Source organism: Desulfotomaculum sp. 1211_IL3151, assembly GCF_036763075.1.
In the GTDB taxonomy this organism is placed as follows: Bacteria; Bacillota; Desulfotomaculia; order Desulfotomaculales; family Desulfotomaculaceae; genus Desulfotomaculum.
Map to the genome: position 1 here is coordinate 119,919 of NZ_JBAIYV010000063.1, position 11,515 is coordinate 131,433.

The 11,515-nt window shown below is 47.8% G+C and carries 9 protein-coding genes and 1 riboswitch; all 9 genes read left to right on the plus strand.

Annotated elements, in window-relative coordinates; all coding sequences use genetic code 11:
* The first annotated feature begins 277 nt into the window (after positions 1-277).
* The 9 genes from V6C11_RS18230 to V6C11_RS18270 all read left to right on the plus strand — a co-directional run bounded on the left by V6C11_RS18230 (position 278) and on the right by V6C11_RS18270 (position 11,005).
* The gene (locus V6C11_RS18230) at positions 278-769 is read left to right on the plus strand and encodes a (2Fe-2S)-binding protein (protein WP_333532634.1); all 492 of its coding nucleotides are present in this window, start codon (positions 278-280) and stop codon (positions 767-769) included.
* Positions 757-1,608 (plus strand): FAD binding domain-containing protein, encoded by an 852-nt coding sequence (locus V6C11_RS18235; RefSeq protein ID WP_333532635.1) that lies wholly within the window; start codon positions 757-759, stop codon positions 1,606-1,608. The genes V6C11_RS18230 and V6C11_RS18235 overlap by 13 nt, the downstream gene beginning before the upstream one ends.
* Positions 1,609-1,681: 73 nt before the next feature.
* Positions 1,682-1,781: riboswitch (purine riboswitch) on the plus strand.
* Positions 1,782-1,973: 192 nt separating this feature from the next.
* Positions 1,974-3,740, plus strand: coding sequence for an adenine deaminase (gene ade, locus V6C11_RS18240; protein ID WP_333532636.1), 1,767 nt, complete (start codon positions 1,974-1,976; stop codon positions 3,738-3,740).
* 13 nt (positions 3,741-3,753) lie between these two features.
* Positions 3,754-5,913 (plus strand): xanthine dehydrogenase family protein molybdopterin-binding subunit, encoded by a 2,160-nt coding sequence (locus tag V6C11_RS18245; RefSeq protein ID WP_333532637.1) that lies wholly within the window; start codon positions 3,754-3,756, stop codon positions 5,911-5,913.
* Between the two features lie 23 nt (positions 5,914-5,936).
* Positions 5,937-6,968 carry a BMP family protein gene (locus tag V6C11_RS18250; RefSeq protein WP_333532638.1) on the plus strand — a complete coding sequence of 344 codons (1,032 nt, stop codon included), beginning with the start codon at positions 5,937-5,939 and terminating at the stop codon, positions 6,966-6,968.
* A gap of 54 nt (positions 6,969-7,022) precedes the next feature.
* Positions 7,023-8,555 (plus strand): ABC transporter ATP-binding protein, encoded by a 1,533-nt coding sequence (locus V6C11_RS18255; RefSeq protein ID WP_333532639.1) that lies wholly within the window; start codon positions 7,023-7,025, stop codon positions 8,553-8,555.
* The gene (locus V6C11_RS18260; RefSeq protein ID WP_333532640.1) at positions 8,549-9,640 is read left to right on the plus strand and encodes an ABC transporter permease; all 1,092 of its coding nucleotides are present in this window, start codon (positions 8,549-8,551) and stop codon (positions 9,638-9,640) included. Before V6C11_RS18255 ends, V6C11_RS18260 begins: the two co-directional genes overlap by 7 nt.
* Positions 9,582-10,526, plus strand: a complete 945-nt coding sequence (locus tag V6C11_RS18265) for an ABC transporter permease (RefSeq protein ID WP_333532641.1) — start codon at positions 9,582-9,584, stop codon at positions 10,524-10,526. The genes V6C11_RS18260 and V6C11_RS18265 overlap by 59 nt, the downstream gene beginning before the upstream one ends.
* A gap of 17 nt (positions 10,527-10,543) precedes the next feature.
* Positions 10,544-11,005 (plus strand): hypothetical protein, encoded by a 462-nt coding sequence (locus V6C11_RS18270; RefSeq protein ID WP_333532642.1) that lies wholly within the window; start codon positions 10,544-10,546, stop codon positions 11,003-11,005.
* Positions 11,006-11,515 lie beyond the last annotated feature (510 nt).

Below are 11,515 nucleotides of genomic sequence, written 5' to 3' on the forward strand. Positions count from 1 at the left end.
AAGGGACTTCCTTTTGCTAGCCAGAAAATAGCTTTCCAGTAAAGGGATGCTTTTGGGCCAGGGAAGGCAGATCCAAGAAAAATGCTTGATAATGTTTTAGTACCCAAATATAATTTATAAAAAGTCGAACTTTGTTGCAAGGCTTTCGGAGCTTTTTCTAGTCCGAAAGGCCTTTTAATTTCAGGGAGGCACGAAAGTGACCGATAATTTTTGCTGATAGGTGCTGGAAAGAAGAATTTTTTCAAATCGTAATGAAGGCAATTGGAGGTTTAAGGAAATGGCGGTTTATAGCTTTAATTTAAATGGAAAGCTCACCCGTGTTGAGGTAAACAGCGATACGACGCTTTTAGAAACCCTGCGTCAACACCTTGGTATGACGGGTACGAAGGAAGGTTGCGGCAAGGGTGAATGTGGTGCATGTACGGTCATGGTGGATGGGAAAGCGGTAAATTCTTGCCTGATTCTGACCAGTCAGATGGATGGTGCCAATGTTGTTACCATTGAAGGCTTGGCCTCGGAGGGGGTATTCGATCCTTTACAGGACGCCTTTATGGAGGCTGGGGCGGTGCAGTGTGGTTTTTGTACACCCGGCATGATTATGTCGGCCAGAGCACTATTGTTAAAAAACCCCAGCCCCACCGATGAACAGATTAAAGAAAGCATTGCTGGTAACCTTTGTCGGTGTACAGGCTATGTCAAGATTGCAGATGCCATTAAAAAGGCAGCGGCATCCGCCAAAGAACGAGGTGTTGAAACATGGAAGTTGTAACTCCGCTTGATCTGGAGGAAGCTTTGATTAAGCTGCAGCAGGACCCTCAAGTGGAAGTATTGGCAGGGGGAACGGACCTTTTGGTGAAATGGAAAAATAATTTAATAGATCCCCAAAGAGCCATGAATATCCTGAAATTGACAGAACTAAAATTTATCCGGGAGGAAAAGGGACAACTTATTATAGGGCCACTGATGACACACCAGGAATTAACCGAAGCGGACCTGGTACGAAAAAATGCCCCGATCCTAGCTGCGGCTTGTGCACAGGTGGGTTCGCTGCAGATTCGCAACCGGGGTACCCTTGGCGGCAATCTGGTGACGGCATCGCCGGCCGGGGATACCATTCCGGCCTTGGTGGTTGCCAATGCCTCCCTAACCCTTCGGTCTGCCCAAGCGGAAAGGATCGTGTCCATTCGGGATTTTTTCAAGGGTCCTGGTAAAACCGTACTTCAACCGGGTGAACTTTTAACAGCCATTACGGTTCCCTGCCGGACATCCGATGAGACCTATTTTTACCGCAAGCTGGGGCAAAGGCAGGCAATGGCCATCTCCATCGTCAGTGTTGCCTGTAAAGCAAAGCTCGTTAACCAGGTTATTAAGGATATTCAGATTGCCTGCGGCTCGGTGGGACCCACCGTGCTGGAACTAACCCAAACAGCCCGGAATTTAACGGGCTGCGGTCTGCAAGATAAAAAAATCCTAGCCTTGGCAGCCAATGCCGGCTCAGAAACCAATCCCATCTCGGATATTCGGGCAGCCAAAGAGTATCGCCGGGATATGGTGGGTGCACTTCTTTATGAGGGTTTGCAAAAGCTGCAAGGCAGCCAAAGGGTCTAGCTAAAAACCCAAAATGTTGTATTTTGTCAGAAAAACAATATATTCGTTGACAAATGTTGGCTGCCTTGCTAGTATGAAGGTAATTAAATATTTCCGTATATACTTGGGGATTGGCCCAGGTGTTTCTACCAGGCAACCGTAATTGCCGGACTACGGAGGGAAAGTGTACCTAGGGTTCCACGACCCCCCTTTTCGGGATGGGGTTGGTTTGGTCCGAGCGGTACAGGCGTTTCGCGCTACACCGATAGGGATAAAAGCCCAGGCGGCAGGTTTCACTCTTTAGAGGATGAAATCTGCCTGTCTGGGCTTTTTTGTTTCTTTGTGCAGCGTGTATGTTTAGCGAGATAAAATATGGGGTGAATGATATGTTTGCTGACGTTACTTCTTTAGCGCAGGAATTGAGAGTGGCTTCTGGCCAGGAACCAGCGGATTTGTACATAAAAAACTTACAAATCCTGGATGTGTACACGGAAACGATCTTTCCTGGCTCTCTCGTGATTAAGAATGGCAAAATTGCAGCGGTCAATCCTAGCTGGGAAGTTGAGGCTAAGGAGGTTTTTGACGGGGCAGGACGCTTTGCTGTGCCTGGTTTTATGGATGCACACATTCATATTGAACCGACGTTGTTATCGCCCGAAGCCCTGGCCAGTGTCATTGTGCCTTGGGGAACCACAACCCTCTTTGCCGATCCGATGGAAATTGCCAATGTTGCTGGCTTAGCTGGGGTAGAAGCTTTATTAAATAACATCGAAAATTTACCCTATCGTATTTACATAGAAGTCCCTTCCCGGGTGCCAACCGCCCCTGGACTGGAAACCACCGGTGGGGTGTTAGGTGTTAAGGAAGTGGACGAGCTTTTACAGAGCAGCATTTCAGCAAGTCTGGGGGAACTGGATCCTTCTAAGGTATTAACCATCAAAGAAGAATATTTATCAAAAATTATCAGTGCCAGGGAAAAGGGGAAAGTGGCCAATGGACATGCCATCGGTTTAAATTGGGACCAACTGAATGTCTATGCAGCAGCCGGCCTTTCAGATGATCACGAGTCGGTTGTGTTTCAAGAGCTTTTTGAGCGGCTTCGTTTAGGAATTAAGGCCTTGATCAGGGAAGGAAGTACCGAAAGAAACGTTGAGGCTCTGGTAAAGGGAGTCCTTGCCCAAAACCTGCCCACCGAAAACCTGATCTTTTGTACGGACGATAAACATGTAAATGATATTGTCAGGGAGGGTCACATTAGTTTTAACATTCAAAAGGCCATTGCCCTTGGTTTAGAACCCATTAAAGCAATCAAAATGGCAACGATCAATGCAGCCAAGCATTTCCGGTTGGATCATTTACTAGGGGCCTTAACCCCCGGGAAAATAGCAGATATTGTACTCCTGGATAATCTGGTGGAGATCAAACCAGCCTTTGTTTTCAAGGACGGCAGATTGGTGGCCCGGGCTGGCAAACTAACCCATGAGCCAAAAATTGGCCAATACCCGGAATTTTTAAATTCAACCGTTAAACTTTCTGAGGCATTGTCACCTGCTTCCTTTAGCCTGAGAGCGAGTGGACAAAGGTGTAAAGTAAATGTCATTAATCTTTATCCGGATCAAATTATTAATTTCGCCAGCCAGGAGGGATTAGGTGTTTCGGAGGGTGAGGTACAGGTTGATACCCAGGAGGATATTTTAAAACTGGCTGTGGTTGAAAGGTACGGCCAAGGTGGTGGCGTAGGAATTGGCTTTGTCAGAGGATTTAAGTTAAAAGAAGGTGCTTTGGCTTCCTCTGTGTCCCATGATCATCACAACATTGTTATTGTTGGTACCAATAATGAAGATATGTATCTGGCAGCCCAGGAAATAGCCCGGCATCAGGGGGGACTGGTGGCAGTGGCAAAGGGCAAAGTTTTAGGGGTACTGCCCTTACCCATTGGGGGCCTGATGAGTCCCTTGCCGGCTGAGCAAGTAATGGTGCAAATTGATCAACTGAATAAAAAGGCCGAAGACCTTGGCTGTGACTTACCCGCTCCCTTTATGACACTATCCTTTATTTCCTTACCCACCGTACCGGAGCTTGGTTTAACGGACTGCGGTTTGATTAATGTATTGGAACACCGCATGATCCCGACAATGGTGGAAACGGATTAGGGGAGGTAAAAAAATGCCCGGTGTGGTTGGGACTTCGATCCCTCGTGTGGATGCTAAAAGTAAAGTTACGGGTCAAGCCCTTTACGCCAGTGACTATTATCTACCTGGCATGCTGCACCTTCAACTGGTTCGTTCAACACAAGCACATGCCAAAATAGCAAAAATTGATACCCGTTATTTTACGAATCGGCAAGATGCCTTTTGTTTTACCGCCAAAGACCTTGCGGAGAATAATTTTGGCCAAATCATCAAGGATCAGCCGGTATTGGCGGAGGAGCGGGTACGTTTTTTTGGTGAACCCATTGCGGTGGTGGCGGCCCAAAGTGCTGCCTTAGCCAGCGAATATGCTCAATTCGTTGCAATCGATTATGAAACATTGGACCTGGTCAATGACCCGGCAGGGGCGATGCAGCCAGACAGCCCATTGCTTCATCCCCAGGGCAATCTGCTGCAGCACCTTCCTTTTCGTAAAGGCAATACGGAAAAGGCCTTTGCGGAGAGCTTTCTAACCTTGGAAGATACCTTTACCGTGCCTGTGGTGGATCATTTGTATCTGGAACCGGAGGCAGGTGTTTCTTTCCTGGATGAAGAGGGTGTTTTAAATATTATTGCCGGCACCCAAAACCCCTTTTACGATCAGCAGGAGATCGCTCATTGTTTGGGTATTCCGACGGAAAAAATAAGGGTTAGAACGGCTAACATCGGTGGGGGCTTTGGCGGTAAAGATGGCAATACCGTACAGTTGTTTCTGGCCCTGGTTACCTGGAAAACAGGTCTGCCGGCCCGTCTGGTCTTTACCAGGGAGGAATCGCTGGCAGCCTCCTATAAAAGGCACGCCGCGAAGGCCAAGGTAAGGCTGGGCTTCGACCAAGCGGGAATGATGACAGCTTATCAGGGAACCATTTATTACGATACCGGAGCCTATGCGGCCCTAGGCCCTGCTGTGCTTGGTCTGGGTGTGGAGCATGCAGCGGGTCCCTATGTTATCCCCAATGTACAAATTGACGGCTATTTATGTTATACCAACAAGCCGCCAGCCAGTGCCATGCGTGGGTTTGGTGCCCCGCAAACGGCCTTTGCCGTGGAAACCCTGTTGAATAGGGCAGCCAAGCAGCTCCAGTTGGACCCCATTAAGCTTCGCCTGAAAAATGCCCTGTATCCAGGGGCAGAGGGAAGCCTGGGTCAGCCCATGAACCATTCTGTGGGCCTAAGGGAAGCACTGCGAATCCTGGCTGGTTCTGCCCTGTGGCAGGAGCGATTGAGCAACAGAGAACCCAACATAGGCTATGGCATGGCGGCCGGCTTTCTTAGCTGCGGTATGGGGAAAGGCATTAAAGATACCGCAAAGGTGGAAATTAAACAGCTGCCCGGCGAGCATTATGAAATAAGAATCGGTACAGTGGAGATTGGGCAAGGAAGCAATACCGCCTTGGTGCAAATAGCAGCCCAAGCCTTGGGCGTTGCAACCGATAAGATTCGGATTGTCATGGGAGATACGGGTCTGACCCATGATAGTGGTTCCACGGCTGCTTCCCGAACCACTTATATTTCAGGTAATGCCTTGCTGGCTGCGGTGCAGGATTTAAAAAGGCAGGAAGCAGCCGGCAAGACGCATCCAAGGGGTATCGGGGAGGCAATTTTCCCGGAGGTACCGGCACCTGACATAGGAATTGGCTTGCCGCACAGCATGTACACCTTCATTGCCCAAGCAGCCAAGGTAAAGGTGAACCAATTGACTGGTGAAGTAGAACTTCTGCAAGTTTTTGCAGTAACAGAGGCTGGGCGGATTATCAACCCCATGGCCTTGGAAGGCCAAATACAAGGCGGGGTTGCCATGGGTGTGGGCTATGCTTTGTTGGAACAAATGGGTTTTAACAATGGCTTGCCCAAGCAGACGAGTTTATCCACCTATCTTATTCCCACTAGTCTTGACCTGCCGGACACAGAGACGGCTACGGTTGATGAGTATGAGGATTCCGGTCCCATGGGTTTAAAGGGGGCTGCAGAGGTGGGTACGGTGGCCATCGCACCGGCCATTGTAGCCGCCGTCAACGAAGTTGTGGCGCTGCCCATTCATGAATTACCCATTTCACGGGAAGAAATAGCAAGGTTTTGTGCAAGGGAACGGGATGAAAAATTGAATGAGGGCACCAAGGGATCTAGCATACCATGAATAAAAAATAAGGAGGGTAACAAATGAGAATGAAAGCAAGACTTCTGCTGGTAACCGTATTGATGATGAGTTTGTTATTAGCGGGCTGTGGCAACAAGGAAGAGAAAGCACCACAGGCAGGCCAATCGGAAGGAACAAAACCACTGAAAGTTGCCTTAATCCTGCCCGGTAAAATTGATGATGTTTCCTTTAACCAGGCGATGTATGAGGGTATGAAAGAACTGGAAAAGGAATACGCCGGCAAAATTGAAGTGACCTATACAGAACAAGTATACGAGGTTTCCAACATTGAACCGACCCTAAGGGATTTTGCCTCCCAGGGTTATGATTTGATTTTTGGCCATGGTTTTCAATTTATGGAGCCCATTATCAAGGTAGGCCAAGAGTTTCCCGAAACAAAATTTGCCCTGGGCACTGGCTTTAAGACCCTGCCCAATACCTGCGTCTACGATGTCAAGCTGGAAGAGGGTGGCTATCTGATGGGAACCCTGGCTGGCTTGATGACCAAGACCAATAAAATTGGCGTTGTGGGCGGAGCCGATGTGGCGGAAATATATCGTGGCCATGAGGCCTTTAAACATGCTGCGAAGCAGGTGAACCCAGACATCCAAATTCAAGAACTCTATACCGGAGATTGGCGTGATGCTGCCAAGGCGAAAGAAGGTGCTGTCTCGATGTATGACGCCGGGGCGGATGTAATTTGGCACTCCGGTGATGGCATTGGCCTGGGCGTTGTGGATGCAGGGAAAGAGAAAAATAAAACGGTACTGGGTAATGTGGCGGACCAAAATGTTTTGGCACCAAACAACGTATTATCCGGTATTGCCTATAACTGGACGCCTGTAATCAAGGCAATTGTTGATGATGTTTTAAACGACAATTTTACCAATAGGAATGATAAATTTTACTGGCTGACCGTTGCCAATGCTGGTGTGACGGTTGCTCCTTTCCATGGTTTAGACAGTACCGTTCCCGCAGAGGTGAAGACGAAGCTCGAGGAAGTAAAGCAAGGCTTAGCGAATAACACGGTAGAAATGCCTAAGTTTGAGAAATAAGTTGGTGGGGGCCTGAGGCCAGGCCCCTACTTATATTCCAGGGGGTAAAGTCAGTTGCAAGCATATGCTGTGGAAATGAAAGGGATTACCAAAAGGTTTAAGGGCCTGGTTGCCAATAACCGTGTGGATTTTCGTCTGGCGAAGGGATCGATACACGGGCTGCTTGGTGAAAATGGAGCAGGCAAGACAACGCTCATGAATATTTTATTTGGCCTTTATCAACCGGAGGAAGGCCAAATACTCATTAATGGGGTAGAAACCGTTATGAACAATCCTACCCAGGCAATGAATTTGGGCATTGGTATGGTACACCAGCACTTTATGCTGGTAAGGCCCATGACGGTGGTGGAAAACATTATGCTGGGCTTGCCATCTAAGAGGGGCATTTTTTTAGATAAGGGTTCTGTGGAGGCCTCACTCATCGAACTGTCGGAAAAATACAACCTGAAAGTAAACCCCAAGGCACAGATTCGACAGCTTTCTGTAGGGGAGCAGCAGAGGGTGGAAATATTATCGGTTCTTTACAGAGGCGCGGACATCCTGATCCTGGACGAACCCACAGCGGTATTAACACCCCAGGAAACAAAGGAATTATTTAAAATACTAAAACTTATGCGTGATGATGGAAAATCCATTATCCTCATTACACATAAATTAGAAGAGATTTTAGAGATTGCGGATGAAGTAACTGTTTTAAGGGATGGCTGCCAAGCCGGCGGGGAAAAGATAACCGACGCCACCACGAAAAGTGAGTTAACCAATAGGATGGTGGGGCGTGAAGTAGCACTAAGCTTTGCTGCCAGGCCGGCTTGTACAGGAGAAACCAGGCTGGTTGTGGAGGGAGTTACATTAAAGGATGCGCATAAGCTGCCGGTTCTGAACGGGATTGATTTCACCATCCGGGCCGGAGAAATAGTAGGGCTGGCTGGCGTGGACGGCAATGGGCAGAAGGAATTGTGTGAAGTGCTTACCGGATTAAGTCCCTTAACTTCCGGTAGAATTCAGTTGGATGGCCAGCTCCTAAATGGGAAAAAACCAATCGAATATATTCGGGAAGGAATTGCTCACATTCCGGAAGATCGCCATAAAACCGGTTTAGCCATGGGCTTTGATATAACCACCAATTTGATTATCAAAGAATATAACAGTCCTCGTTTCTCCCGTGCTGGTTTATTAAATTTCAAGGCCATTTATGCCAATGCCCAAAGGCTTTTACACGAATATCGCATCAAGGCCAGCGGGCTGGCAGCCAAGGCTAGGGAGCTTTCCGGCGGCAATCAACAGAAAATTATTCTAGCCAGGGAGATTAGTTCCTCCCCCCGGGTCATTATCGCCAATCAACCCACCAGGGGACTGGATATTGGTGCATCCATGTATGTGCGGGAAAAGCTTTTGGAGCAACGGGAAAAAGGGGTTAGCATCTTATTAATTTCTGCGGACTTGGAAGAGATTCTACAAATATCAGACCGCATTGCAGTTATTTATGAAGGTCAGATTAAGGGGATTTTGGAGAACAAAAATGTCAGCATTGAGAAGATTGGTATGCTCATGGCGGGTGTAGAAAGTGGGGCTCAGGCGGTATGTTGAAAATAAAGATTAAAAATTTATTGGCAGGTATGGTACCCTCCGTTATTTCTATCAGCCTGGCCATCCTGGTCGGGGCCTTGCTCTTGCTTCTAACCGGGCAAGATCCCATCGAAGCTTTTCAAACCTTGTTTTGGGGTGCCTTTGGCTCTACCAACCGAATTGCAGAAACCTTGGTCAAGGCAGCACCGCTGATGATTATGGCGCTGGGAACATCCATTGCCTTTAAAAGCCAGCTTTGGAATATTGGCGGGGATGGGCAATTTACCCTGGGGGCTGTTTTTGCGATGTTAGTGGCCCTGAACCTTTCTTTCCTGCACCCTGCTATTCTTTTCCCCTTATCTTTTCTGGCGGCTTTTTTGGGTGGTGCCCTTTGGGGTGGCTTAGCCGGCCTGTTCAGGGCGAGGTTTAATGCCAATGAAGTGATTACCACCCTCATGCTGAACTATGTGGCGGTCTATTTGTTAGGCTGGTTGATACGGGGGCCCATGATTGATCCCAAGGGGCATGGTTTCCCCCAAACCCCTTTGATTGAAGAAGGCCTAAGGCTTCCCCTGCTGCTCAGTGGAACCAGGCTGCACTTTGGTATTATTATCGCCCTGTTAATTATTCTGGCAGGTTATATCTTTTGGCGTTCTACCGTCGGTTTTCGGATCAAGCTGATGGGGGAGGGTCACCATGTGGCCCGTTATAGTGGGATCGAGGTCCCCAAAACAATTATTTTAATCATGTGTATCTCCTCCGGTCTGGCAGGGTTAGCCGGTTGGACCGAGGTTTTTGGTATCCATTATCGTTTGATGGATGATATAAACTCAGGTTATGGCATGTTGGCCATTGTGGTGGCACTTCTGGGTAATCTCAATCCCTTGGGTATTGGGGTTTCCGCATTTTTCTTTGCAGCCCTCAGTGTAGGCGGCAGTACGATGCAGCGTATGGTGGGCGTTCCCTTTTCCTTAGTCAGCGTCCTGGAGGGATTAGTCATTATTTTTGTTATTAGCAGGGTGGTTTACACCCAATGGAGGGATCGGTGTGCAGTCAGAACTTTTAACGCAGGGGTTTCTCATCAGCCTGCTGGCAGGGACCATTAGAACCAGTGTGCCAATTCTTTTTACTGCTCTGGGAGATATCTTTACACAAAGGGCCGGCATACTCAATCTTGGCCTAGAAGGAATTATGCTGATGGGAGCCCTGGGGGGATTTGTGGGGGCCTACTTTACAAATAGCCTCTGGCTAGGGGTTTTGCTGGCCATCCTAGTCGGCACCTTATTTTCTCTGATTATGGCTTTTTTAAGTGTAACGGTCAAAGCAAACCAAGTCATCGCTGGAACCGCTTTGACTATATTGGGAACGGGGCTTTCTGCCTATTTGTATCGCAGCATTTTTGGGGTGCAAAAATTACCGCCCCAGGTTGAAGCCTTTCCGGCCCTGAAGATTCCGATTTTAGGTGATTTACCGATTTTAGGTCCTGTACTCTTCAACCATAATATTTTAGTTTATTTAGCCTTAGGACTGGTTGTTGTTACCTACCTTGTCCTGGAGAAAACAACCTTTGGTTTAAGTGTTCGTGCCGTTGGCGAGCATCCTCGGGCAGCCGATTCCCGGGGGATCAATGTACCGCTGGTGCGCTATCTTTGTGTCATGATCGGGGGTGCCTTTGCGGGACTGGGCGGGGCCTTTCTTTCCATTGGTTTTATGAATACCTTTTTAGATCAAATGGTGGCAGGCCGTGGCTTTATCGCCGTAGCAGTGGTGATTTTTGCCCGCTGGAATCCCTACCGGGCCTTAGGGGCGGCCCTGCTTTTTGGGGGTGCCAACGCCCTGCAGCTCAGGCTTCAGGCCATTGGCATGCCGGTACCGCACCAATTTTTACTGGCACTGCCCTATATCATAACCATTCTCGTACTTTTAAGTGTTTCGAAAAAGGCTGAATTTCCGGCGGCTTATACCGTTCCTTATTCCAGATCCGAACGATAGCGGAAAGAGGGATCACTTTGGCTGGTTTTGTTACAGGTATTCGAACGAAAAGTCGTTTTACCATCATCTTCATGATTATCATCCTCATGGCCGGCGGGCTCATTGGTTCCTTTTTACCAGGAGAGCGGCAGGCAGCCCGCCGGGTGCAGGAATTTATTGATGCTGTCAATGAAAACAGACCCGGTGATATTTATCTTTATTTAACACCCCAGTTAAAGGAGAAGATTAGCCGGGAAGATTTTGCCCGGAATTTTGCCAAGGAAAGAAGCTATCCTTACTTAACACCCCTTTATTTCTACCTGGACGAAGTAAAACTCTCTCCTGATAAGAAATCCGGGGAGGCGATCCTGACGGTAGCGGCAAGGTTGCCAGGGGAAAAAATGCGTGTTCAGTTGGTCTATGATCAGGGTCGCTATTATGTAGATACCTTTGGGGAGATTGTTGATGGCAGCTACCTTGATAAGTTTCAACGACTTTAGAGAACTTGTTAGATTGAGCATTTATTTTGTTTAATTAGGAAAAAGCAAGGACTTGGGTAAATAGCCCAGGTCCTTTTTTTGGTCAAAAGCATATTTGGCGTAAAAAGGGCCCCAAGCTCTTTGACTTCGGGCTAACCTGTTGCTTATACGGCCATAGGCATTGTTTAACTTATATGCTGGCATTAACGATAAGCTATGATTTTTATAGATAGTTATAATTTAGCTATTGCCAAAGGGTAAAAAGATGTGGTAAGATAACAAATGTCGCCGCAAGGTGACAAACAAAAATTACCACTTGCAGCGAACGCAGAAAAAGTGGTAAGATATGATTCCACCGCCGATAAGGCAGTGAACAAACTACCAAAAACTTGCACTTGAAACACAGTGAAAGCCATGGTAAGATAAGCTTCCGGTCGCGAGATCGGGACAAGCAAACCGGTCTTTGAAAACTAAACAGCAGATGATGGATGAAAAACAGGTCAAGTCAAAAGTCATCGTTAAGATGAAACT

Coding starts and splice junctions, on each gene's coding strand:
- V6C11_RS18230 (WP_333532634.1), top strand. CDS start 278: ATGGCGGTTTATAGCTTTAATTTAAATGGAAAGCTCACCCGTGTTGAG.
- ade (WP_333532636.1), top strand. CDS start 1,974: ATGTTTGCTGACGTTACTTCTTTAGCGCAGGAATTGAGAGTGGCTTCT.
- V6C11_RS18250 (WP_333532638.1), top strand. CDS start 5,937: ATGAGAATGAAAGCAAGACTTCTGCTGGTAACCGTATTGATGATGAGT.
- V6C11_RS18245 (WP_333532637.1), top strand. CDS start 3,754: ATGCCCGGTGTGGTTGGGACTTCGATCCCTCGTGTGGATGCTAAAAGT.
- V6C11_RS18260 (WP_333532640.1), top strand. CDS start 8,549: ATGTTGAAAATAAAGATTAAAAATTTATTGGCAGGTATGGTACCCTCC.
- V6C11_RS18235 (WP_333532635.1), top strand. CDS start 757: ATGGAAGTTGTAACTCCGCTTGATCTGGAGGAAGCTTTGATTAAGCTG.